A 24817-nucleotide genomic window follows, 5' to 3' on the forward strand; every position below is an offset into this window, starting at 1 on the left:
ACCCGGAAAGTGTAGACACTCCGGGTTTCTCGGATCGGGCTGACCATCTCATTATTCCAGCTTTTCAGCCGTGACTCCGAGTTTTCTGCCGCTGTCGGTGGGCTTGCGCAGCACTTCGCCGCCGGGTTTGCGTTCCAGCGTGGTGGTGTTGTTCAGGGCATCGGTGACGGCGATCAGTTGATGGCGTTCGTCGTATCGGTAATAGGTGGTCTTGCCCGAGCAGTCCTGAAAGCGTTCGACCTGCGCCAGGCTGTTCCACCACAGGTATTTTGACTTGAGGGCCGCCTCATTGAAGCATGAAGAAGGCTAACGCGATGTTAGCAGTACCCTCTGTCTGCTTGGTTTTTAAAGAGCTATTTAATGTTAAATATAAGTAGTTCTCCATTTGTCATCATCTTGAAATTCGCATTTCTGTATTTTGCATGCGTTATCGACTATCGAGAAGGTCAATCTGTATGTCTGGGCTAGTCCGTGTTTTTTCTTATATATAACAGTTGCCTTTTTTTGTGAGGAAATCTCTAGCTTCACCGAGTTGTGTTCAAATTCATAATCAGGATGCACGCTGCACACTAAATTTTCTAATCTGTCATAGTTTCTGTCTTTCCTGGTGACATGAGCAGAAAAGATTGCTAGTAATTCGGCATACGCACGCTCATCGGCATCAGATGAATCGTTTTCCACATCTCTCATTGCTCTTTTGTGTTCGTAAAGCCAAAGTTCCCAATTGCACATTGCAGTCGAAAAATCACGAAATGAGCGCTCCACAACTTCTTCGCTGATAATTGTTTCGATTTTAGGTTTTAAAATCTGCGCCATCGATTAACTTCCCATTACGGTAAAAGTCATAATAGATATTAGTAGTGACCGTGGGTGTTGTAGGTAAAGCGTTCGCTTGTCTGTTACGAAGCTACTGCCTTTATAAAAAAGGGGCGGCCGAGGCGGTGTTAGCACTAATTTCAGTTCTAGGCTTTTAAAGAGCAAAAAAACATCGAGAGTTCATAAGGTGCAGTTATTTAGAAGTTCAAGGTCAAAAGCCTTGTTTTTAATTATATGCTTATTGGCTTTGACCTTCTCCATTACTCCATTTCTCACTATCAATGGATTGCAAGTGGCGGCACAATGAATAAATGCAGCGGGATATGAGTAATCTCTTGGTGAGTAGAGAACATCATCAATAGTTCGCTCGCTAGGCAGTATGCAGCCAACAACTAGAGGGGTGTAATACTCTTCAAGTGAGAGCCGAATATGTTTACAAACCTCATTTGCATTTTCCGGGCGGGGGACAGCTATGGTTCCATTAATGCTGGGGCTGAACTTTTTGTCCTGTCTTCCATCAGTAATAAATGCAAAACATGAATCGCTGCCCAAATTGCTTTTGTAAGGCATATCTATTTTAGACATGCAATCAAAGATTGGCCCGCCGAAAACGCGCCCGCCGAGCATGAACTCGTGTGACTTGACTAAGTATTGAAAATTGAGCACAGCAATTATTTCCTTATCCAGGCGAAATCTCAGGCCTTTTTTAACCGCTGTGACGGTTAACTCCTTGCACTCAATAGCCTTAAGCTCTTTTTGCAATTCGTTCTCAAAATAGATTCGATCGTCTTTTTTCATAAATCACCGATATTTTAGCACGTGGAAAGTTGCATCATGTACAGCTCCTTTCCCTCCCAAATATTCTCCAGGCTCCCCCTTAGTATCCACTCGAAAAGTTTCTGCGATACCTACAGATAAAGATTATCCCCCTACTCAATCCAATCGGATCCTGCGTAATAAACCGCCCGATCTCGGGATCGTAATACCGAAACGTGTTGTAGTGAAGCCCTGTCTTCACATCGAAATAATGACCCTGAAACCTCAGGTTCTGCTCGACCTCGTTCACCACCAGCTGCTTGATCAGCCCCCACGAGGAGATATTGTCTGTAATTTTAATTGTTTCCTCTAGGAGCATTCCTGCCGGATCTTAAGTGACATTCGCCTCTACGCGCGAATTTCAATTATTAATTCAGGCTATTTTCAAAGCTCTTCGATTGCTTTTCTGATTGTAGATAGTAAAAAGGTTTCGTAGTTTTCAAAAACTTTTTTTTTGACAGGGTCTCTTTTGAATGATAACTCTGTTTCTATTATGGGGTTTTCGTTGGGTCCACTGTTGATCGATGTATCTATAGAATATATTGGGCCGTATCCAGAAGAGTAAATGACCACCATTTTTGAATCCGCATCGCCTTGTGAGCGAGCTTTCATTGTCGCAAAAAATACGCTGGGAATTGAAGTGGCTGCTAATCCGCTTTTGGTTGCTCCATAATATGTGTCTCCTGCAAATGATAATGCGCCAAATTTTTTAAGAAATAGCTTATATGATGCAGGGAACGCGATACCCATTTCTTTCTCGAAATCTAGAATTAGGCTATCGCTTGCACCTCCTGCGCACGTCAACTCTTCACCACTTGCATTAATTTCTGACTCAATAATATCTAGGTAATTCATAGAAACCTCTCAAAAATCTAGGGAACGCTGTTTCCAATAACTTTTTTTCCACGTATTGAAAGGGCCGCGATTCATGCTTGAAGGAGCACTAGCATAAAGCCTTCTACTACCATCTGCTCCCACCCAAGTCTTATCCCATTGATTAGAATACATATGTAGCACTCGATCATTCTTTGAGTGGAAACTGCTTAAAATCTCCGCCATGGATCCCGGTTCGTCTTGAGTAAGATGGTGCAAGTTTACCTCGCTTCCATCTTTGCCTATAGGTGCTTCCCCTTTTCTCATACGCTGAATATTGGTTTTACCTAACTCATCCATATAGTTAGGGTCGAAAAGATCGTTTCGCTGATAAACTTTTCTGCCTGCCACATTTTTTGGTGACCAGCAACTCCATCCAAGTGGATCAACCCACCCATAAGGATTAGGCGCATACAGATAAAGATTATCCCCCCCACTCAACCCAATCGGGTCCTGCGTTATAAACCGTCCGATCTCAGGATCGTAATACCGAAACGTGTTGTAGTGAAGCCCTGTCTCCACATCGAAATACTGGCCCTGAAACCTCAGGTTCTGCTCGACCTCGTTCACTACCAGCTGCTTGATCAGCCCCCACGGCGCGTACTTGGCCTGCCAGACGATGTGCCCTTCGGCATCGGTCATCTCCAGCGGCGTGCCGATCTGGTCGGTGTGATAGTAGTAAATCGTGTTCTCGGTTTCGCCTTCTTTCTGATCAACTCGGGCCAAAGGCGCATAGCTGCCTGGCTCGTAGAGGTAAAGGCTGCTCTGCTCGGGGCTTTCTTCGCGCAGCATGCGCAGGCCCTGCCAGAGGAAGCGTTTCTGGTCGGTCTGGCCTTGGATGTCGGACTGTTTGCCCACGCGTCTGCCGAGGCTGTCGTACTGGTAGCTGCTGGTGACTTCTACCTGGCTGTTGGCCATGGTCTCGGTTTTGACCAGGCGGTTTTCGCTGTCGTAGGTGAAGGTTTGCCAGCGCACGATGCCGACGATTTTCTCGATCAGGTTGCCCCAGGCGTCGTATTTATATTCGTGGTTGCGCCATTCCTTGAGGCGGTTGTCTTTGACGTGGTCGAAGCGGCTGGTGTTGAAGTTGAGGCGGTTGCCGGCGGCGTCGTAGCGGAACGCTTCGCCCTCGAAGCGTTTTTTGGGGTTCTGTTCCAGCAGGCGGCCGTTGGCTTCGTATTCGTAGCTGACTTCGCCGCGCAGTTTGTCGAGGGTGCGGCTCAGTTCACCGGCCAGGTCGTATTCGTAACGACGATGGATTGAGTTGTAGGCGTGCTCGACGTAGCGCTCGGGTTTGATGAGCGGGTTCTGGATCTGTGACAGTTTTTCAGCCGGCAGGGTGGTCGCGTATTGCCAGGCCTTAGCTTGCCCCACTTGTATCTATAGCTCATACTCTCGGCGACAATAGACAAAGCCTCCGAAGCGTTCGAGACTTCCAATCGAATCTTGCTCAAATTTGCATTCCAAGTTTATAAGAAGAATTTTATCTTGACCAATTGACGCTGAAATATTTGTAGCAATGACCTCTAAACTTTCCCAATCAAAGTCTATAGGTTCTCTGTCAAGATAGTAACGAATAAGCAGTGTTCGATCGTCCGTTAGAGAAAGAGCGATCGCTCTAATTGCAGGATATATTTCACCAATTAAAGCGCGCCACACACACAGAACTAACCAGTCAGGCAAGTTTTTCATGGTGCCGCTCCGATAGTGTTAGGGTTTGTTGGGACAATATGTGCTCCGCTTTTTCCTGAGTGTATTGTTCCATATCTCGTTGCCAATCCTGAAGAGCCGTCAATACCAATATTTTTACCAAAATCAACTATTGGCTGTCCTCGTGAACCATAACCTATGACGGAAAACTCTCCAGCACGAGCGCCATTCAAAAGTCTCTGAGGATCGACTCCCTCATTAAAATAACTGCGTCCGGGAATAAAATTGTTATGTCCTATAATATGCTTGCCTTGCTGTCCAGTATGAATGTTGCTGGCTATGTTGTCCAGCGAGGTACCAGTACCTTTCGCGCCACCCGAAGAACTATTGCACAGACCCCAAGGATCAACCCACCCATAAGGATTAGGCGCATACAGATAAAGATTATCACCGCCACTCAACCCAATCGGATCCTGCGTTATAAACCGCCCGATCTCCGGATCGTAATACCGAAACGTGTTGTAGTGAAGCCCTGTCTCTACATCGAAATACTGACCCTGAAACCTCAGGTTCTGCTCGACCTCGTTCACCACCAGTTGCTTGATCAGCCCCCACGGCGCGTACTTGGCCTGCCAGACGATGTGCCCTTCGGCGTCGGTCATCTCCAGCGGCGTGCCGATCTGGTCGGTGTGATAGTAGTAAATCGTGTTCTCGGTTTCGCCTTCTTTCTGATCAACACGGGCCAGCGGCGCATAGCTGCCGGGCTCGTAGAGGTACAGGCTGCTCTGCTCGGGGCTTTCTTCGCGCAGCATGCGCAGGCCCTGCCAGAGGAAGCGTTTCTGGTCGGTCTGGCCTTGGATGTCGGACTGTTTGCCCACGCGTCGGCCGAGGCTGTCGTACTGGTAGCTGCTGGTGACTTCTACCTGGCTGTTGGCCATGGTTTCGGTTTTGACCAGGCGGTTTTCGCTGTCGTAGGTGAAGGTTTGCCAGCGCACGATGCCGACGATTTTCTCGATCAGGTTGCCCCAGGCGTCGTATTTGTATTCGTGGTTACGCCACTCCTTGAGACGGTTGTCTTTGACGTGGTCGAAGCGGCTGGTGTTGAAGTTGAGGCGGTTGCCGGCGGCGTCGTAGCGGAACGCTTCGCCCTCGAAGCGTTTTTTGGGGTTCTGTTCCAGCAGGCGGCCGTTGGCTTCGTATTCGTAGCTGACTTCGCCGCGAAGCTTGTCGAGGGTGCGGCTCAGTTCACCGGCCAGGTCGTATTCGTAACGGCGGTGGATTGAGTTGTAGGCGTGCTCGACGTAGCGCTCAGGCTTGATGAGCGGGTTCTGGATCTGTGACAGTTTTTCAGCGGGCAGGGTGGTTGCGTATTGCCAGGCCTTGCGACCCACGGCGTCGTAGCCGAAGCGGGCTTTGTAGGTAAAGCGTTCGCGGCTGCCGTCCGGGTGGTCGATGCGTAGCACTTCGCCGTCGGGTTTGCGTTTCAGCGTGGTGGTTTCTGATTCAGTTTTTAAAGAGCTGGTTTTTAATACCCAGAATCAATAACTAGCAGAGGTTCAATCAATGGTGCCTCATCGACTCGATGGACGGTAACTACAGCTAGCGCTGGTCCGAAGTCGCCATGTATTGGATCAAATGCTCTGATATGAATATTGAATTTAACTGATTAGTAGTTGCCTGGAATATTTATTATTGAACAATTTTTCTCTCGCTGTAACGGCTAGCTTGTCAGTTACTATTCCAGTGTGATATCCATATTTGCAACCATATTTTAACTGCCAGAAATTTTATTTTAAACGTAAGTGGATATCCATTTTTCTTGATCATTAAATTTACGGTTTTGGATCATTAGTTTGCCGTTAGTTTCGGTAAGACTTAAGCGATATTGCTCAAATGATCCGGAGTTTTTTTCAAACACGACAGTGGCAGTATTTTTTTTTGTAATAGATACTTTGACCGATTTTTCGTTTATGTCATATTCAGGATTTGCTCCGCAAACTAAATTTTCTACCCGGTCGTAATTTCTGCCTTTATCTATAACGTGCTCAGAAAAAATAATCAGCAAATCAGCACGCCCTTTTTCGAGTAGTGTTGATCTGCACCCATTACCATCTAGAACCTCCAGCCTTTTTTTATAAAAGTCCTTCTCCCAGCTATACATTGCGGCTGCAAATGCAGAAAACGTATTTCGGACAATCTCAGCTGTTAAGGCTGCTGTGGTGTTAGTTTGTGAATACTCGTCCATCTATTAATACCCCTTTTCTGTAATAGTTGTAAATAATGTCAGTTGGTCGTGTTCCACCATTGGCATATTTGAAAGCTATGTCTATATTGACTGGGCCGTTGTCTCGCACATCTTTAGCGATGATCTTCTCATAGTTACGAAACAGTCCTCGATTAACTTTTGATAACTGCGGAAATACCCCATCCTTACCCCCCGAACCACCGAGAAGCTTAGCGATTATGTGCCCCGCATCATCATTTGCATTACCAAGGCTTCTCGCCCAACTCCGTGATGACGCGTTTGTAGCCGTTCCGCCTTTTTGGATGTCGTTCTTGGTAATTGTAGCCGTCGCTCGCAAAGGCTGTCCCGCAGCCCCTCGAGTGACATTCGCGCTGACGCACCAGCCTAACGGATCAACCCACCCATAAGGATTAGGCGCATACAGATAAAGATTATCCCCCCCACTCAACCCAATCGGGTCCTGCGTAGTAAACCGCCCGATCTCCGGATCGTAATACCGAAACGTGTTGTAGTGAAGCCCTGTCTCCACATCGAAATACTGACCCTGAAACCTCAGGTTCTGCTCGACCTCGTTCACCACCAGTTGCTTGATCAGCCCCCACGGCGCGTACTTGGCCTGCCAGACGATCTGCCCTTCGGCGTCGGTCATCTCCAGCGGGGTACCGATCTCATGGGGGTGGAAGTAGCAAATCGTGTTTTCTGCCTCACGCAACTCTTGTGTAGAATTGAATCCAAAATATTCAGAGTGTTTAGTAACGACTCTACCGGCACTGGTAATAGTTTGGCCGCCTTTGAATGGCGATAAGGCGGAAGCTAAAAGGCTATTTGTCGCCCCTTTTGAGCAGCAGTTCAGTCAAAAACAATTGAGTCCAAAATAAACTGTAGTTTTACAGGGTCTGCAGCATTCCCAAAATAATATTCATTCCCTCCATCATCGACCAGTTCAGGGGGTGTCGACTTCCAATACAGCACGAAATATTTTTCGTCCAGCAAATCCTCTAATGCGCCTGCATCATCGTATGTTGAAATTCTAATGAAAGGCCCATATTCCGAATGAATAAACACCGTCACCCTCTTTCCGATTTTTGAATCAATCATAGCTCACCTACCACGTAATGCTGTTAAACCAGTCCAACTCCTGCTGAGTAGGCGCTCGTTTGATACCTTTATTATCTAAAGCGTCTTTATATCTAACTGGGCGTGTTGCTCCAGATACATATGGGTTGGCTTCTGTTTCTTTAACTCGAGTGCTAGTCATATCGAATTCTGTACGATCTTTATAGGTTATTTTGACCCCCGGCTCACCAGCCTCACCACCCAGTCGAGTGATGTTCTTTGTCGTTCTGGTAGTAATCGTTCCAATTTCTTTTGTACCACTCGAAGAACTATTGCACAAACCCCAAGGATCAACCCACCCATAAGGATTAGGCGCATACAGATAAAGATTATCCCCCCCACTCAACCCAATCGGGTCCTGGGTTATAAACCGTCCGATCTCCGGATCGTAATACCGAAACGTGTTGTAGTGAAGCCCTGTCTCCACATCAAAATACTGTCCCTGAAACCTCAGGTTCTGCTCGACCTCGTTCACCACCAGTTGCTTGATCAGCCCCCACGGCGCGTACTTGGCCTGCCAGACGATGTGCCCTTCGGCGTCGGTCATCTCCAGCGGCGTGCCGATCTGGTCGGTGTGATAGTAGTAAATCGTGTTCTCGGTTTCGCCTTCTTTCTGATCAACACGGGCCAGCGGCGCATAGCTGCCGGGCTCGTAGAGGTACAGGCTGCTCTGCTCGGGGCTTTCTTCGCGCAGCATGCGCAGCCCCTGCCAGAGGAAGTGTTTCTGGTCGGTCCGGCCTTTGATGTCGGACTGTTTGCCCACGCGTCGGCCTAGGCTGTCGTACTGGTAACTGCTGGTCGTCTCTACCTGACTGTTGGCCATGGTCTCGGTTTTGACCAGGCGGTTTTCGCTGTCGTAGGTGAAGGTTTGCCAGCGCACGATGCCGACGATTTTCTCGATCAGGTTGCCCCAGGCGTCGTATTTGTATTCGTGGTTGCGCCACTCCTTGAGGCGGTTGTCTTTGACGTGGTCGAAGCGGCTGGTGTTGAAGTTCAGGCGGTTGCCGGCGGCGTCGTAGCGGAACGCTTCGCCCTCGAAGCGTTTTTTGGGGTTCTGTTCCAGCAGGCGGCCGTTGGCTTCGTATTCGTAGCTGACTTCGCCGCGAAGCTTGTCGAGGGTGCGGCTCAGTTCACCGGCCAGGTCGTATTCATAACGGCGGTGGATTGAGTTGTAGGCGTGCTCGACGTAGCGCTCGGGTTTGATGAGCGGGTTCTGGATCTGTGACAGTTTTTCAGCGGGCAGGGTGGTTGCGTATTGCCAGGCCTTGCGACCGACGGCGTCGTAGCCGAAGCAACTGGTCAGTTTGCCTTGGGTGCGGTAGATCTCGCGGTGCAGGTCGTCGCGTTCCATGTCGCTGATCAGTTGCCCGTCGAGGTTCAACTGGTGCAGGTGGCCGCTGCCGTAATACAGGTGGTTCAGGTGCTGGCCGGTGGGAAGGGTCAGCGTGGTCAGGTTGCCGAGCGTATCGTAGTCGTAGGTCAACGCGCCTTGGGGCGAGGCTTCTTTCGTCAGGCGGCCGAGGATGTCGTAGGCAAATTCCAGCTTTTCAGCCGTGACTCCGAGTTTTCTGCCGCTGTCGGTGGGCTTGCGCTGAATGGACAGCAGGCGGTCGCTGTCGTCGTACGCGAAATCCTGACGGGCGTCGTCGTTGAGTCTGGCCAGCAAACGGCCAATCGAATCACGCTCGAAATACGTGCTGCGCTGTGGCCGTTCGCCTTTTTCGCCGTAGCCGGTTTCCTCAACCTGAGTCAGATGCCCGCCCAGGTTGTAACTGAAACGGCGGGTCAGCTGGTCGATGCGTTTTTCTTCGATCAGCCGGTCGGAATGGTCGTAGGCGAAAGTGTAGGTCGCATCGTTTTCATTGGTCAGTGCCACCAGGCGCAGGGCCTTGTCGTACTGGTACGCGACCATCAACCCCTTGGGGTCCTGGCGGCGGACCGGCAGGCCACGGGCGTTGCGTGCCAGGTGGGTGGTCTGGCCCTTGCCGTTGGTGTGCGTGAGCACCTGGCCGTGGGCGTTGTAGGTAAAGCGTTCGCGGCTGCCGTCCGGGTGATCGATGCGCAGCACTTCGCCGCCGGGTTTGCGTTCCAGCGTGGTGGTGTTGTTCAGGGCATCGGTGACGGCGATCAGTTGATGGCGTTCGTCGTATCGGTAATGGGTACTTTTGCCCGAGCAGTCCTGAAAGCGTTCGACCTGCGCCAGGCTGTTCCACCACAGGTATTTTGATTTGAGGGTCGCGTCGGTGATGGTGTGCGGCAGGCCGTCTTCGCCGTTGTAGTACTCGGTCTTGTTGCCCAGCGCATCGATTTCGGTGATGAGGTTGCCCCGATCATCGTAACGGGCCTGCCAGGTGCTGCCGTCGGGGTAGGTGACCTGTTTGACCAGCGTGGTCTTGTAATGATGTTTGAAGCGCGTGGTTCGGCCCAGTGGGTCGGTTTCGGCCGTGAGGCGTGACAGTTCGTCGTACTCAAAGCCCAGCTGATTGCCGTCGGGCAGTGTCAGGCCGGTGATGTTGCCGCTGTCGTCCAGCGCGATGCGGTACTGCTCGCCACCGAAATCGGTGCTGGCGATGACGCGGCGGTCCTTGTTGTAGGTCACTTCGGCGCAGCGGCCCAGTACATCGGTTACGCGGGTCTGGCGCGCCTCGAAATCGTAATCGAAGTGAAGGTGCTCGCCGTCGCTGGTCCAGTGTTCGACCACGCGCGGCTTGTCATCCAGCACTTCCCAGCGGTACTCGCAGCCAAGCCCCAGCGCATTGGCATGGCGGGTCATCAGGCCGTCGGTGTAGCTGAAGGTGCGCACCGAATCGCCATTGCGGTTGTACACGCCGTTCAACTGGCCATTGCTGTCGTAGTGGTAGCGCACCAGCGTTTCGACCGCCTTGCCGTCAACGATGCGTTTGACGGTGCTCAGGCGGTGGGACACTTCGTCGTAGTGCAGGTGCACGCGCTGCCCGCCGGTGGCGCAGATGTCGGTCAGCACACCGTCTTCACTGCGCACAAAATGCAGAAAATGCCCGAGGGCGTTTTCGATGCGTTCCAGCGGCACCGGCTGGTTGTCGTCGGGTACTTCGCCGAAGTAGTAGAAAACGTTGTCCAGCGTTTGCACCAGGTAATGACCGCCGTTGGTGCGCACCAGGTACAGCTGTTCCTGTGCGTTGTAGATGCGCTGGTTGTAGTCCAGTGTCACGAACGGCACGCTGCGGCCCTGATTGTCGCTGAGGTACAAAAAACTGCCCTTGCGGCGCAGGCTTTGTTCCCACGGCAATACCCAGCCTTTGCCCAGCACGCTGTCGACATTGAGGTCGCTGGCGTAGAAGCGTGTCCACTCGATGGGCATCCGGCCGGGCAGGCTGAAGTCGAACTCGTCGATCAGCAGTTTGCGCCCGGTGGTGGTGTCCACCGGGTTGCCGTGCAGGCCGCCGAGCACTTTTTCCGCCAGCGGGGCGACGCCAAAGCGAACGATGGCATCGCTCAACACGATGCCGCCCATAAAACGCAGCGCACAAGGGCCAGCGGCTTTGAGCCCGGCCTGCAGGCCCAGCTTGGCGATGCTGCCCACCGCTTTGGCACCGCCTGCGACCACCAGCAGAATGTCCACGGTGTAGCGGGCTGTCGCCGACACTTCATCGTCCACCGCCAGGTAGCGATGGGTGCCGCCGCCAATGAACACGTTGTTGGAGCCGGTGCCGATTTTTGCGCCGCAGGTCAGTTTGTCGCCTTTGCGCGCGGCAGGCTTGCCGTTGATGAACACATTGCTGGAGCCTTCGGCCACCTTGACGATGGGCGAGTGCTTTTCGCACACCGCCGTGCTGTCGATGGCAAACGCGGCGGGGCGACCGTTGATGAACACGTTGGGCGAGCCCGATTCGATCTGCCCCGCCGCAGAGCTGAAGGCGGCGCCGATACTCTCCCCGAGGCTGGCAATGGCATTACCGGCCAGACCGACCGCAAGACCCAGTAAAATCCCGCCCAGCCCGCAGGTGGCGACGGTGAACGACACATACGCCACTGCCGCAATGCCCACAATCGCACCGAGCATAAAGCCTGTCATGGCACTGGTGTGATCAATCTCATCCATCAACCGCGCCGCCTCGAACATCGCCGTTACTCCTGCAGACTGCGGACAGTTGAGGGGGCGTCACCGGGAGTGCGGCTGATGTTGTGCAGTGGATAGTCCATTAAAACGTGTCCTGTCAGCGGTGAAGTAGAGTTCAGGAGGCGGTCAGGCCTTCAAGCATGCTGTCGAAATCCAGCAGCCAGGTGGTGAGCGCGGGTTTTTCAGAGTCGATCACGCAGCCCACGCTCAGCCACTGACGCTGATTGTGATCGGCGACCGGTACGATGGCGCCGATCAAGCGCCCGTGTCGCTCCTCAAAGCCTTCGCGAAAGTGAAAGTCCAGCCCCAGCGCCGCATTACCGGCCAACAGCGTTTCATAGTGGCGAATGATCCGGACCTCGCCATGCAGGGGCTTTAGCGCCTTGACGGCTTCGTCGAATGCCTCGGCAAGGTTTGCCCCTTCAGGCACATCGCGCCGCTGAATGGAGACGACAACAGGCTCTCCCTCAACGTGAACAGTGGCTTCAATCGCGCTACAGCGGAACCCTTCCGGGAAGCCGAAATGGAACCCGCCGAAGTTGAAGCTGCAGGGGGCGTCGAGCAAGGGCTGTGGAACGGGAATGGCCGCTTGAATGAGGTCAAGTTCACGTTGCGCAGCGGCGCGTTCAGCTTCCTCGCGCGCCAGGGCTTCGTTAGCCAGTCGGCGCTCGGAGATACGGTCGTAGAGACTGGGTCGTGTCATAGAGCCTTGGCCTTGTTCATCAATGTCTACATCTCCTTATGCAGGGGGGCGTCGGTCAATGCCGCGCCAGACACCCATTTGTGCGCTGACGATAGGCATTTGAACGAGCCGGTTGCATCTCCAACGGCGAACGGCCGACATGGAAAAAACTGAAAACCCTGTGGGACAAAGGCTACGGACAGGTTCTACTTGCAAAAGTTAAGCGTTCGACCTTTGCTCAACCGAAAGTTCACTATCGGCACGTGAAAGCTTCAGGATGCCCTGTCTTGAGCTTCCTGAAGCGTGAGTGGTTGGCGGTTAAAACTATTTCAGCACCTTAACCTCATCCTCTTCCTGCTCCTCCTCGCGCCGATGCGCCCACTGATACAGCGCCGGCAACACCAGCAACGTCAGCGCCGTAGACGACAGAATCCCGCCAATCACCACCGTTGCCAGTGGCCGCTGCACTTCCGCGCCGGTTCCGGTGGCGAGGGCCATGGGGATGAAGCCCAGGGAGGCGACGAGTGCGGTCATCAGTACCGGGCGCAGGCGGGTGAGGGCACCTTCGTTGATGGCGTCGTGCAACGAGCGGCCTTCTTCGCGCAGGCTGCGGATGAAAGAGATCATCACCAGGCCGTTCAGCACGGCCACACCCGACAGGGCGATGAAGCCCACGCCTGCGGAGATCGACAGGGGAATGTCGCGCAGCCACAGGGCCATGACGCCGCCGGTGAGGGCGAACGGTATGCCGGTGAACACCAGCAGGCCGTCCTTGAGGTTGTTGAACATCATGAACAACAGTGCGAGGACCAGCAGCAATGCCACCGGCACGACGATTTGCAGGCGTTTGGCGGCCGATTGCAGCTGCTCGAACTGGCCGCCCCAATTGGTCCAGTAGCCCGCCGGGATCTGCACGCCGCTGTCGATGGTGGTGCCCGCTTCTTCGACGAACGAGCCAAGGTCGCGACCGCGCACATTGGCGCTGACGATCACCACGCGCTTGCCGTTCTCGCGGCTGATCTGGTTCGGGCCTAATACCAGATCAAGGCTGGCGACCTGGGACAGGGCGATGAAGCTGATCTGCTGGCTGCTCGCGTTCGCGGGCACCGGAATGAGCAGGCTGGACAGCCCGTTCACGTCGGTGCGCAGTTGCTCGGACAGGCGCACCACCATGTCGAAACGCCGATCACCTTCATACAAGGTGCCTGCCTGACGACCGCCCAGCGCAATGGCGATGGCGTCCTGCACGTCGGCTACGTTGAGGCCGTAACGCGCAGCCTTGTCGCGGTCGATGTTGATGGTCAGTACCGGCAGGCCGGTGGTCTGCTCGACTTTGACTTCTGAGGCGCCCGGCACTTTTTGCAGCGTGGCGGCGATTTTGGCGGCGGTCTGGTTGAGCACGTTCATGTCGTCGCCGAACACTTTCACCGCCACGTCACTGCGCACCCCGGAAACCAGTTCGTTGAAGCGCAACTGGATCGGCTGGGACAGTTCGTAGTTGCTGCCCGGCACACTGGCGGCGGCCTTTTGCAGGTCGGCGATCAGCGTTTCGCGGGATTTGTCCGGGTCCGGCCATTCGCTTTGCGGCTTGAGCATCACGTAGCTGTCGGAAATGTTGGGCGGCATCGGGTCGGCGGCGATCTCGGCGGTGCCGGTACGGGCGAAGACGCGCTGCACTTCCGGCACTTTTTCGATGATGGCTTTTTCCAGACGCTGCTGCATGTCCACCGACTGGCTCAGGCTGGTGCCGGGTACGCGCAGCGCCTGCAAGGCGAAGTCGCCTTCGCTGAGGCTTGGGATGAACTCGCTGCCCATGCGGCTGGCAGTGAAGCCGGACAGCACGATCAGCACGAAGGCCATGCCGAAGGCGATGGCGCGATGGCCCAGCACCCAACTCAGGATCGGCGCATAGCGCTGGCGAGCGGTGCGCATCACAAAGCCTTCTTCTTCCTTGACCTTACCGGTGACGAACATGGCGATGGCGGCCGGCACGAAGGTCACCGAGAGGATCATGGCGCCGAGCAGGGCGATGACCACGGTGAAGGCCATCGGGTGAAACATTTTGCCTTCCACGCCGGTGAGGGCAAAGATCGGCAGGTACACGACCATGATGATCAACTGGCCGAATATCAGCGGCCGACGGGCTTCTCGGGCGGCGGCGAACACTTCGTGGAAGCGCTCGCTGCGGGTCAGCATGCGGCCGTATTTCTTTTGGGCATGTGCCAGCCTGCGGATGGCGTTTTCGACGATCACCACCGCGCCATCGACAATGATGCCGAAGTCCAGCGCGCCCAGGCTCATCAGGTTGGCGCTGACCTTGTTGGTGAACATGCCGGTGAAAGTGAAGAGCATGGCCAGTGGAATCACCATGGCGGTGATCAGTGCGGCGCGGATGTTGCCCAGGAACAGAAACAGAATCACGATGACCAGAATCGCGCCTTCGATCAGGTTCTTTTTCACCGTCGCGATGGCCTTTTCGACCAGGTTGGTGCGGTCATACACCGTGACCGCCTCGACGCCTTCGGGCAGTGTGCGGTTGATGTCGGCAAGTTTGGCCGCCACGGCCTGCGAAACGGTCCGGCTGTTTTCACCGATCAGCATGAACACCGTGCCGAGCACCACTTCCCGACCGTTTTCAGTCGCGGCGCCGGAGCGCATTTCCTTGCCGATGCCGACCTCGGCCACGCTGCTGATTCTGATCGGCGTGCCCTGCACATTGGCGATGACGATGTTGGCGATGTCGTCCACCGTGCCGAGCTGGCCCGGTGCGCGGATCAACAGTTGCTCGCCGCCGCGCTCGATGTAACCCGCGCCAACGTTGGCGTTGTTGCGCTCCAGTGCGGCCACCAGGTCGTTTAGGGTCAGCTTGTAGGCCGCGAGTTTTTTCGGGTCGGGGGCTATCTGGTATTGCTTGGCGAAACCGCCGATGGTGTTGATCTCGGCCACGCCCGGCACGTTGCGCAGTTGCGGCTTGATAATCCAGTCCTGGATCACTCGCAGGTCCGTCGGCGTGTAAGGCGTGCCGTCTTCTTTCAGCGCGCCGTCGCGGGCTTCGACCGTCCACAGAAAAATCTCGCCGAGGCCGGTGGAAATCGGCCCCATCATGGCATCGACGCCTTCGGGCAACTGGTCCTTGGCAATCTGCAGGCGCTCGCCCACCAGCTGGCGAGCAAAGAACAAGTCCGTGCCGTCTTCGAAAATCACCGTGACCTGGGACAGGCCCGAGCGCGACAGCGAGCGGGTCTGTTGCAGGCCAGGCAGGCCGGCCATGTTGGTTTCGATGGCGAAGGTAACCCGCTGCTCGGTCTCCAGCGGTGAGAAGCCGGGCGCGGAGGTGTTGATCTGCACCTGAACGTTGGTGATGTCGGGGACGGCATCGATGGGCAGTTTCTGGTAACTGGCAATGCCCAGCCCAGCCATGAGCAACACAGCGAGCATCACGACGATGCGCTGTTCAATCGCGAATTGAATCAACCGTTCAAACATGGAGGTGTACTCGTGTGGCGCAGATCAATGGGCGTGCTCGGCGGAGCCTTTGCCCAGCTCCGACTTGAGGATGAAGCTGCCAGCGGCGGCCACTTGCGTGCCGGCGGCCAGGCCTTTGACGATTTCCACATGACCGCCATCGCGGCGGCCGAGCGTCACCGGCGTCAGCTGAAAACCTTCAGCGTTACGCACGAACACCGACGGTTTTTCTTCAATTGACTGGATTGCGGAGTCGGGCACGCTGACCGCGACACTGGACTGCTCGGCAGCCACTTCGACCGACACGAACAGGCCGGGACGCCATGCGCCCTGCGGGTTGGCAAGTGTGACGCGTACGGCGGCGGCGCGGGTCTGTTCGCCCAGCAAGCTGCCGACGTAACCGATCTTGCCTTCGACCCGCGCATTCAGATCAGGCGCGCTGACGATGACCGGGCGACCGACCACCACCTTGTCCAGATCCCTTGGCGCCACACCGAAGGTCGCCCACACGCGGGACAGATCCGACAGGGTGAACGCGTTGCTCGCTTCGTTGACCATCTCGCCGATGCCGAGGTGTTTCTCCACGACCATCGAGTCAAAGGGCGCGATCAGCTCGTAGCGATTGCCTGCGGAGGGGCTGAGGCTGGCACCGATGGCGCTGATCTTCTGCCGGGCATTGGCGAGGTTGATGTCGGCTTCCTGAAAGTCCTGGCGCGCTTGCAGGTAATCCTGCTCGGCGGAGATCTTGTCTTCCCAGAGTTTCTTCTCGCGTTGCAGGGTCAGGCGCGCCAGTTCCTGACGTCGCTGCGCGGCATTCAGTTCGCTGCGTTGGTCGGAGATCTGCTGGCTGGCGATGACCGCCAGCACCTGGCCCTTTTTCACAGCCTGACCCAGATCGACCTTGACCGACTCGACCACGCCGCTGACCCGGGGCACCACATGCGCGGTGCGGTCTTCATCGAAGCGGATTTCGCCGGGGAAGGTCACGGTGGTGCTCATTTGCCGAGGCTCGGCGGTGGCCAGTTCGATGCCGGCCGTCTTGATCTGCTCGGCGGTCAGCTCGATGTGGCCTTCTTCCTCCTCTTCATGGGGCTGTTCTGCGGCTGCGGCACTCGCCTTTTTCGGGTCGCTGGCGTGGTCATCGTCGCCGTGGGCGTCCTCTGACTCATGGCCATGCTCCTTATCTGCAGGCTTTTTGTCCGAGGCGTCGGTTTCAGCGGCAAAGGGCAGCATCTGCTGGCTCACCGTCAGACTGCCCAGACCAATGATGACCACCACCGCCAGTGCGATGGCAATGCTTCGTTTGTTATTCATGAAGGCTCCCGGCGATCAGGTACGTGCAGCACCTTTGGATACGCTCGATGTAGGCGGAAAAAAGACAGTCAGGGGGTGAAGCTGAACCGGTTGAGATCACCGTGGATACGCTCGATGGCGACCCGCGCTTCGGTGGCCGTAGCCAGTGACTCCAGGTACTGGCTACGGGCCGAAATCAATGTGCGTTGCGCATCCAGCACTTCGAGGAAGCCGAACTTGCCCATCTCGAAACCACGGGTTGCGGTGTCAACGGCGCTTTGCGCGGCAGGCAGGATGACCTTGTTGAATGACTCGACTTCCTGTGCCGCGGTGCTCCACTGATCGAGGGCTGATTGCGTCTGGGTGCGCAGCTTGAGTTCGACGGCATTGCGCACGTCACGGGACTGGTCGGCACGGCGTGAGGCGGCGAGCACATTGCCCTGATTGCGATCGAACAACGGTAGCGGCATCGACAGCCCCACAACGTTGACCCGCTCGCGCTCTTCGCGGCTGTACTGGCTGCCGACGCTGACGGTCAGGTCGGGAATGCGCTTGGCGCGTTCCGAGCCGAGTGCGGCTTCGCGCTGTTCGATCCGGGTCTGGGCCAGGCGCAGCTCGGCGGACTGATTGAGGGCGGTCATCATCCTTGCACTCGATGGCGATTTGCCCGGCGACAGGTCGGTGTAATCCAGGCGCTCGAAAGAGGCGGTCGGCGAGCCGGTGGCGCGTGCCAGTTCACGGTTGCTGTTGATTTTCAGGGTTTCGGCACGGCGTACCAGCAAGTCGGTTTCTGCCAGCTGCACTTGTGCGCGGGTGGCTTCGACCGGCGAGACCTTGCCCGCCCGCACACGCCCTTCGGCGACATGCAGGCCGCGCTCGGCCAGGGCCCTGGACTGACGCGCCAGCTCCAGACCTGCCTGCGCCCGCGCTGCGGCATAAAACGCCTGAACCACGTCGGCGCGCAGTTCGTTGCCACGCTGTTCAAGCTCCAGTCTGGCAGCGTCCTGACCCTTGCCGGCCGCTTCGATACGCGCACCGCGTTTGCCGCCCAGTTCCAGCGCCTGGCTGAGCATCACGGTGGTGGTGCTGGTGTCGCGGCGGGTGTCTTCCACTTCCCACGACAGCACCGGGTTGGGGATCAGTCCGGCCTGCTGGCGATCACCCTCTGCAACACCGATTTCCCACTGCGCGGCTGCAAGCTCAGGGTTGTGGGCAAAGGCCGCTTCCAGTGCCTGCGGCAGGCTGATGCCCTGGGCACTTGCCACACCGGGGGCAACAAGCGGTAACAGCAACAGGCAAAATGCGCCGACTCTCATGCCGGGCACCTTGCAAAGCGGTCTGTACGTTGCATGCGTACATCGTTGTGCAGTCCCATGAATCACCCCTCAAAACAGAAAATAACAACCAGGCACCTGGGCGCTGAAGTTGGCTGGGGTGACTTTATGCAATGGGAGTTATCAGAGGGATTGCCGGAAAATTACGATTCTGTTATCCAGCAAGATAAGCGTTTCTTTTCAGTACACTGCACGGCATCGTCATCATCCGTTCATCAAACAGGAAGCCTGACTTATGCGAATCCTTGTCGTCGAGGACGAGCCGAAAACTGCCGAGTACATGCATCAGGGTCTGACCGAGAGTGGCTATGTCGTCGATATCGCCGCCACCGGGCTCGATGGGCTCTACCTCGCGCAGCATCAGGCTTACGATGTGGTGATACTGGACGTGAACCTGCCGGAAATGGACGGCTGGGAAGTGCTGAGCCGCCTGAGAAAAACCGTCAATACGCGCATCATGATGGTCACGGCGCGAGGGCGTCTGGAAGAAAAGGTAAAAGGCCTGGAAATGGGCGCAGACGACTATCTGGTCAAGCCGTTTGAATTTCCCGAGCTGCTGGCGCGGGTTCGCACCCTCATGCGCCGCAGCGAGCAGACCACGACGGCCAAGGTGTTGCAGGTCGGCGACCTGGAGCTCGATCAGGGTCGGCACCGGGCGTTTCGCGGCAAGCAGCGCATTGATCTGACCACCAAGGAGTTCGCGCTGCTGCACCTGTTGATGCGTCACAGCGGCGAGGTCATGTCGCGCACCCAGATTATCTCGCTTGTCTGGGACATGAACTTCGATTGCGACACCAACGTGGTGGAAGTGTCGATCCGCCGCTTGCGGGCGAAGATCGATGATCCGTTCGAGACCAAGCTGATTCACACCCTGCGCGGCGTGGGCTATGTGCTGGAAGTGCGCGAATGACGCCGACCCGTCTCTCGACGCGCCTGGGGCTGACGGTTACCGCGTTGATTGCCTGCCTGGTGCTGGTGATGGAAATGCTGGCTTATATGGCTATTTCCCGGCAGCTCGATGTACGCGCCGAAGACAGCCTGAACGAGAAGTTCGCGCAGATCGAACACAGCATGAGCGAGGGGTTTCTCGGGGTCGAGGACATCGTTCAATACCCCCACACCCTGCGTGACCAGATTGTCGGCCACGACAGCTACACGCTGACGGTGCTCGATTCGAGCAAACCACGCCAACAATTGATGATGGTCGGTAACGAGGAAGGCCGGAACCTGCCTATCCCCGAGGCCGATCGCATACCCCAGGGGTTTCAGGAGTTGCAGTCGGTACACGGCCACAAGATTCTGATGGGTTATCGGGAAATACGCCTCAAGACCGGCCAGGACATTCTGGTCAGGCTGTCAATGGACCGGGAAAGCGACAGCACTCTGCTGCATGCTTATCTGAAATCGACATTCTTTATCCTGCCGTTGATTCTGCTGCTGGTCGGCTTTGGCGTCTGGTGGGTGGTGCGTCGTGCCCTCAGGCCGTTGCGGGCGTTCCGTAAAGTGACCGCGCTGATCTCGGCCCGCGATCTGTCGCATCGCATGAAAATAAAAGGCTTGCCTGATGAGCTGCGCGATCTGGCCCATGCGGTCAATTTCATGCTGCACCGGCTGGACGGCGATGTGCAGCAACTGGCGCAGTTTTCCGACGACCTGGCGCACGAATTGCGCTCGCCGATGAACAACCTGATGGGCAAGGCGCAGGTCACGCTGTCCCGGCCGCGCCCTTCGGAAGAATACAAACAGGCGCTGGAGTCTTGCACCGAAGAACTGGAGCGCATGTCGCGCATGATCAGCCAGATGCTGTTTCTTGCCAGTGTAAGTCAGCCCGCTGCGCCGTTGCCGCTTGAGGTGATCGATCTGGGGGAAGAAGCAGAGAAGGTCGCCGAGCTGTTTTCATCGTCGGCCGAAGATCGCGACATCACCCTGCAGGTGCACGGGGCTGCGAAGGTGTCGGGCGACAAACTGATGATCCAGCGGGCGATTTCAAACCTGCTGTCCAATGCCATTCGCCACGGCTTGGCTGGCAGTGTCATTACCATCACCCTTGATACGCACGAGGATGAAGTCTGGTTGGCAGTGCGCAATGCGGGCGACGGTATCGACGCCGACCACTTGCCGCGACTGTTCGACCGTTTTTACCGCGTGCACGTCAGTCGTGCCCGGCAGCAGGGCGGTACGGGGCTGGGGCTGGCCATTGTGCGTTCCATCATGAGCCTGCATGAGGGGCAGGTGACGGTGCAGAGCGAGCCAGGACAGTTCACTACCTTCAACCTGATTTTCCCGAGACGGGTCTAAGTGGGCGGTTATAGGTCGCACGTCGAGAACCTTTCGCTGAGCTATGGTTCATAAGGTTGTAACCGGGTGTGCCCGGCATGCTTCAATCGAAGCTGAACCTATAAGGATGGACGTATGACAGTTGCTTTCTGGTGCGTGCTGGTCGCGATATTGCTGCCGATTATCTGTGCGGGCATCGCCAAGTTCGGCAGCGGCAAATTTGGCAGCGGACACAATCATGATCCGCGCGCCTTTCTCGACAGGCTGGAGGGTTTTCCGCGACGCGCGCACGCCGCGCAGCTCAACAGCTTTGAAGTGACCCCTGCGTTTGCCGCCGCGGTGATCATTGCGCACATCGCGGGCAATGCGCAGTTGGTCACCATTGATGTACTGGCGGTGCTGTTTATCACCAGCCGTCTGCTCTACATCATTTTCTATCTGGCAGACCTTGCGGCGTTGCGTTCGGCTGTCTGGCTGGCCGGCATGGGCCTGATTATCGCGCTGTTCGGGGTGTCGGCTTTCCCGGCGGTGTCCTGACACATGCTGCGGCGCTGTCGGTCAGCCGAAGCGCCGCGTCCTGGCAACCTTGATCAATCGTCTGACTGGACTTTTTCGAGGTCAGTCTGGGCTTCCTGCAGTTCCTTGCGCGACTCGGCAAGCTTGTCTTTGCGCTTGTTGATCTTCTCTGGATCACCCTTGTCCATGGCCTTGTTCAGATCGGTCTGACGACGGCTGACCTCACGTTTGGCGTCCAGCACCTTTTGTTCGCGCTGTTTGAGCAGCGAGGTTTCCGTGCAGTTGGCATTGACTTCGGCGAGCGCCTTTTCCAGCCCGCTTTGCTCGGCCTTGTTGCCCTCGGTCTTGGCATCCTGAATCTGGCTGCTGATTTGCTGACTTTTGATCAGGCACTCAGAGGGTGGCGGTGCCTGTTCGGCGGCCAGCAAGCTGGTTGCCAGCAGAGTGCAACTGGTGAAAAGGATCAGCGGTGACAAAAACTGCATATGAACTCCGTTTGAATACGGACAAAAAAATGAACGTCCGTTACTTAAAACCTGAAATGCCCTGAGCCTGCAATTGCTGGCTTAGTGCCTGTACGTGTGGGTCCTGAAAAAATGCCCTGAGTTTTGCCGCGCGCCCTGGACCAATACCCGGTTCTGCCTGCCATTGCTGGACACTGCGTTCGGCCAGGTCGTGCCAGTTATCAGGCAGTTTTGCATTCCCGGCAGGCGGCAAGCCAATGGCCTTGAGCCATGTCTGGAAGGGCCTTTCACGGGCTGTTTGCAGGCTGTCGAGCAGTTTATCGCTGCTGCGCTCGGCGAGGCCGGGAATGTTAGCAAGCTCAGCATGATTCAGGGTCATCCAATCGAGCAAGCCACTGATGTGGCCACTTTCAATGAGCTTGTCCCAAGTCCCCGGACCCACGCCGGGCAAGGCTAAACCCTTCTTGCCGCTGAGCCACACCAGCCTGGCGCGGAACTGGCTTTCGCAGCCGGGTGCGGCTTGCCAGCAGCTCGATTCATGATAGTCACTGGCGTGCGGAACGCTCATTTCAGCGCGCTCGGCGGCACGAGAGACCACGCCGTCGAGCCGAGGGATGGTCAACCCGGCCAGGCTCACGGCGATATGGTCGCCCGGCCTTATGTCGAGTTTTTCCCAGCGTGACAGTGAACCTGCGCTGATATGGCTGACGGTGCGATCATCGAGGCGCACTGGCGTCAGTTCCAGCACCGGTGCGATCTTGCCGGTGCGGCCGATGTTGAAATGCACCTTGCGCACCTCCGCCAGCGCTTGGGCATAGGGATGTTTCCAGGCAGCAATCCAGTAGGGCGCGCTGGCCTGCCAGCGCTGCGCCGGTGGCCGCTGACCCTGGCGCATGATCACGCCGTCTGTGGCGAACGGCAGAGGGTTACGATACCAATGCTCGCGCCAATCTGCTGCCTGAGCGTGGTTTTCCAGCGGGTGCGTGTACGCAACACTGTGGTTAAAACCCAGGGCTTGCAGGCCGGCGAGTCGCTGAGCCATATCGGCAGGCCCGTCTGGCCAGTCCCAGACGAACAAGCCGATGGCGTCGGCCTGTTGCGGGCTGATGGTCTGCCGGGCCAGCATGCCTGCCACCTTGCTGCGAGCGTTGACGCTGCCGGACGTCGCCTGTACGTGGTCGGTCAGTCGCCAATACAGTTCGCCCTGCAGGATCAGCGAGTCGGGCTGGGGTAACTGTTGAGGGATCGCCTTGATCAGCCGTGCCTGTGGGGCCCAGTCCTGGCCTTGTGTCCCGTCACCGCGACTGATCGCCTGCACGAGCCTGCCCTCGTCGTAGACCAGCGTGACCGCCACGCCATCGACCTTGGGCTGAATCCACAGATCGGTTCTGCCCTTGAGCCAGGCCTTGACGTCTTTCTCGTCCGCGAGTTTGTTCACACCTGTGTGCGGGACGGGGTGTGCCAGCGGGCCAGTGGCGGTTTTCAGCGGATTGGCCTGAGGTGTAGACACTGCAAAGCACGAACGCCAGTCGTTCAGCTTTTGCCGGGATTGGTCATAAAGCTCGTCCGGGATTTGCGAGAGGCCTTGCCGGTGGTAACTGTCGTCCCAGCTGGCTATTTGCTGTTGCAGAGCTGTGATTTCGCTGCTCGCCCTGGCGTGAGACCAGTCAGGGCACTGGCTGGCATGGCTGAGCGTGGTGAACAGAGTCAGAAAGGCGCAGGTCATCAGGCGTAAGGCAGGCAACATCGAAGCATCCTTGCTTTGGGGATAGGCTCGATGAGGCTAGTTGCTGGTGTGGTTTACAGACGGGTTGCTTGGTTACCGGGTTTTGCCGAAGCCCGGTGCCGCATGTTTGATGAGAGGACGCAGAGCGTCCAGAACGGCATGCGACGCAGAGCGTCGCACGATAATCTTCAGGCGAAAAAAAGCCCCGAACGACTTGGTCGTTCGGGGCTTCTTTCGGGGTTTTTACAGGCCGGCAGCGGCACGCAGGGCGTCGGCGCGGTCGGTTTTTTCCCAGGTGAAGGCGGTGAAGGTGTCATCGCCAACGGTCATTTCGACCGGGGTACGACCGAAGTGGCCGTAGGCCGCAGTGGCCTGGTACATCGGGTGCAGCAGGTCGAGCATGGTGGTGATTGCGTAAGGACGCAGGTCGAAGTTGTCGCGGACCAGCTTGATGATCTTGTCGTCCGACAGCTTGCCGGTGCCGAAGGTGTTCAGCGAGATCGACGTAGGCTGAGCCACACCGATGGCGTAGGACACCTGAATTTCGCAGCGCTCGGCCAGACCGGCAGCGACGATGTTCTTGGCCACGTAACGACCGGCGTAGGCCGCCGAACGGTCAACCTTCGATGGATCCTTGCCGGAGAACGCACCGCCACCGTGACGGGCCATGCCGCCGTAGGTGTCGACGATGATCTTGCGACCGGTCAGACCACAGTCGCCTACCGGGCCACCGATGATGAAGTTGCCGGTCGGGTTGATGTGGAACTGGGTGTCCTTGTGCAGCAGGTGCGCAGGAATGACGTGCTTGACGATCAGTTCCATTACGCCTTCGCGCAGGTCTTTGTAGGACACATCCGGGTTGTGCTGGGTCGACAGGACGATGGCATCGACGCCGACCACTTTGCCGTTTTCATAGCGGCAAGTGACCTGGGATTTTGCATCCGGGCGCAACCACGGCAGCAGGCCGGATTTGCGGGCTTCGGCCTGACGCTGTACCAACTGGTGAGAGAAGGTGATCGGCGCTGGCATCAGCACGTCGGTTTCGTTGCTGGCATAGCCGAACATCAGGCCCTGGTCGCCAGCGCCCTGATCTTCAGGCTTGCTGCGGTCAACGCCCTGAGCGATGTCCACCGACTGCTTGCCGATGATATTCATCACGCCGCAGGTCGCGCCGTCGAAGCCGACGTCGGAGCTGTTGTAGCCGATGTCGAGGATGACGTTACGCACGATGTCTTCCAGATCGACCCAGGCCGAAGTCGACACTTCGCCAGCGATGATTGCAACGCCGGTCTTGACCAGCGTTTCGCACGCTACACGGGCGTATTTGTCTTCAGCGATGATGGCGTCCAGAACCGCGTCGGAAATCTGGTCGGCGATCTTGTCCGGATGCCCTTCGGACACGGACTCGGAGGTGAAAAGTGAGTATTCGCTCATCTCTACGGGTT

General features: G+C 56.5%; 19 protein-coding genes and 3 pseudogenes. 3 read left to right on the forward strand and 19 right to left on the reverse strand.

The features are described from left to right. Positions 1–108 precede the first annotated feature (108 nt). From QRN38_RS15890 to QRN38_RS15965, 16 genes and pseudogenes are all read right to left on the reverse strand, one after another. Positions 109–288: pseudogene (locus QRN38_RS15890) on the reverse strand (RHS repeat protein); the annotation flags it as partial. A 75-nt stretch (positions 289–363) separates the two neighbouring features. Further along, complete coding sequence (locus QRN38_RS15895; protein ID WP_057418422.1) at positions 364–816, reverse strand: NTF2 fold immunity protein; 453 nt, start codon at positions 814–816, stop codon at positions 364–366. Between the two features lie 180 nt (positions 817–996). Next, positions 997–1614 carry a hypothetical protein gene (locus QRN38_RS15900; RefSeq protein ID WP_057418421.1) on the reverse strand — a complete coding sequence of 206 codons (618 nt, stop codon included), beginning with the start codon at positions 1612–1614 and terminating at the stop codon, positions 997–999. 116 nt (positions 1615–1730) lie between these two features. Continuing rightward, positions 1731–1906 (reverse strand): annotated as a pseudogene (locus tag QRN38_RS15905) (RHS repeat-associated core domain-containing protein); the annotation flags it as partial. A 110-nt stretch (positions 1907–2016) separates the two neighbouring features. Further along, a complete protein-coding gene (locus QRN38_RS15910) occupies positions 2017–2487 on the reverse strand; it encodes an SMI1/KNR4 family protein (RefSeq protein ID WP_081025418.1) in 471 nt (156 codons plus the stop codon). Positions 2488–2496: 9 nt separating this feature from the next. Then, positions 2497–3879: an RHS repeat-associated core domain-containing protein gene (locus QRN38_RS15915; protein WP_285362443.1), complete on the reverse strand. Its 1383-nt coding sequence runs from the start codon at positions 3877–3879 to the stop codon at positions 2497–2499. Between the two features lie 6 nt (positions 3880–3885). Beyond that, positions 3886–4197, reverse strand: a complete 312-nt coding sequence (locus QRN38_RS15920; RefSeq protein ID WP_055001575.1) for a MafI2 family immunity protein — start codon at positions 4195–4197, stop codon at positions 3886–3888. Beyond that, positions 4194–5618, reverse strand: a complete 1425-nt coding sequence (locus QRN38_RS15925; RefSeq protein ID WP_285362444.1) for an RHS repeat-associated core domain-containing protein — start codon at positions 5616–5618, stop codon at positions 4194–4196. The genes QRN38_RS15920 and QRN38_RS15925 overlap by 4 nt, the downstream gene beginning before the upstream one ends. Positions 5619–5947: 329 nt before the next feature. Continuing rightward, the gene (locus QRN38_RS15930; protein ID WP_010203123.1) at positions 5948–6400 is read right to left on the reverse strand and encodes an NTF2 fold immunity protein; all 453 of its coding nucleotides are present in this window, start codon (positions 6398–6400) and stop codon (positions 5948–5950) included. Then, positions 6378–7106, reverse strand: a pseudogene (locus QRN38_RS15935) (RHS repeat-associated core domain-containing protein); the annotation flags it as partial. The pseudogene QRN38_RS15935 and the gene QRN38_RS15930, both read right to left, overlap by 23 nt. Before the next feature lie 143 nt (positions 7107–7249). Then, positions 7250–7498 carry a hypothetical protein gene (locus tag QRN38_RS15940; protein ID WP_007247664.1) on the reverse strand — a complete coding sequence of 83 codons (249 nt, stop codon included), beginning with the start codon at positions 7496–7498 and terminating at the stop codon, positions 7250–7252. Positions 7499–7505: 7 nt separating this feature from the next. Beyond that, on the reverse strand, positions 7506–11618 hold the full coding sequence (locus QRN38_RS15945) for an RHS repeat-associated core domain-containing protein (RefSeq protein WP_285362445.1): 4113 nt from the start codon (positions 11616–11618) through the stop codon (positions 7506–7508). A gap of 112 nt (positions 11619–11730) precedes the next feature. Beyond that, on the reverse strand, positions 11731–12318 hold the full coding sequence (locus tag QRN38_RS15950; protein ID WP_044393945.1) for a hypothetical protein: 588 nt from the start codon (positions 12316–12318) through the stop codon (positions 11731–11733). Between the two features lie 303 nt (positions 12319–12621). Continuing rightward, positions 12622–15783, reverse strand: a complete 3162-nt coding sequence (locus tag QRN38_RS15955) for a CusA/CzcA family heavy metal efflux RND transporter (protein ID WP_054069289.1) — start codon at positions 15781–15783, stop codon at positions 12622–12624. Positions 15784–15807: 24 nt separating this feature from the next. Continuing rightward, entirely contained in the window at positions 15808–17076 is a 1269-nt protein-coding gene (locus QRN38_RS15960) for an efflux RND transporter periplasmic adaptor subunit (RefSeq protein ID WP_005763543.1), read from the reverse strand. 68 nt (positions 17077–17144) lie between these two features. Next, complete coding sequence (locus QRN38_RS15965; protein ID WP_057418147.1) at positions 17145–18371, reverse strand: TolC family protein; 1227 nt, start codon at positions 18369–18371, stop codon at positions 17145–17147. A gap of 253 nt (positions 18372–18624) precedes the next feature. Here QRN38_RS15965 and QRN38_RS15970 point away from each other — a divergent pair, with 253 nt between their 5' ends. From QRN38_RS15970 to QRN38_RS15980, 3 genes are all read left to right on the forward strand, one after another. After that, positions 18625–19299, forward strand: a complete 675-nt coding sequence (locus tag QRN38_RS15970) for a heavy metal response regulator transcription factor (RefSeq protein WP_003382360.1) — start codon at positions 18625–18627, stop codon at positions 19297–19299. After that, positions 19296–20687, forward strand: a complete 1392-nt coding sequence (locus QRN38_RS15975) for a heavy metal sensor histidine kinase (protein WP_057418148.1) — start codon at positions 19296–19298, stop codon at positions 20685–20687. Before QRN38_RS15970 ends, QRN38_RS15975 begins: the two co-directional genes overlap by 4 nt. 114 nt (positions 20688–20801) lie before the next feature. Continuing rightward, complete coding sequence (locus QRN38_RS15980; protein WP_057418149.1) at positions 20802–21203, forward strand: MAPEG family protein; 402 nt, start codon at positions 20802–20804, stop codon at positions 21201–21203. A 53-nt stretch (positions 21204–21256) separates the two neighbouring features. Here the strand turns inward: QRN38_RS15980 and QRN38_RS15985 are convergent, their stop codons facing one another. The 3 genes from QRN38_RS15985 to metK all read right to left on the reverse strand — a co-directional run bounded on the left by QRN38_RS15985 (position 21257) and on the right by metK (position 24806). After that, the gene (locus tag QRN38_RS15985) at positions 21257–21667 is read right to left on the reverse strand and encodes a DUF1090 domain-containing protein (protein ID WP_005763550.1); all 411 of its coding nucleotides are present in this window, start codon (positions 21665–21667) and stop codon (positions 21257–21259) included. Between the two features lie 40 nt (positions 21668–21707). After that, positions 21708–23393, reverse strand: coding sequence for an NAD-dependent DNA ligase LigB (ligB, locus tag QRN38_RS15990; RefSeq protein ID WP_057418150.1), 1686 nt, complete (start codon positions 23391–23393; stop codon positions 21708–21710). A gap of 222 nt (positions 23394–23615) precedes the next feature. Beyond that, positions 23616–24806 carry a methionine adenosyltransferase gene (gene metK / locus QRN38_RS15995; RefSeq protein ID WP_002555698.1) on the reverse strand — a complete coding sequence of 397 codons (1191 nt, stop codon included), beginning with the start codon at positions 24804–24806 and terminating at the stop codon, positions 23616–23618. Positions 24807–24817 lie beyond the last annotated feature (11 nt).

The organism is Pseudomonas sp. CFBP2511 (assembly GCF_030209255.1).
Taxonomy (GTDB): Bacteria; Pseudomonadota; Gammaproteobacteria; order Pseudomonadales; family Pseudomonadaceae; genus Aquipseudomonas; species Aquipseudomonas avellanae.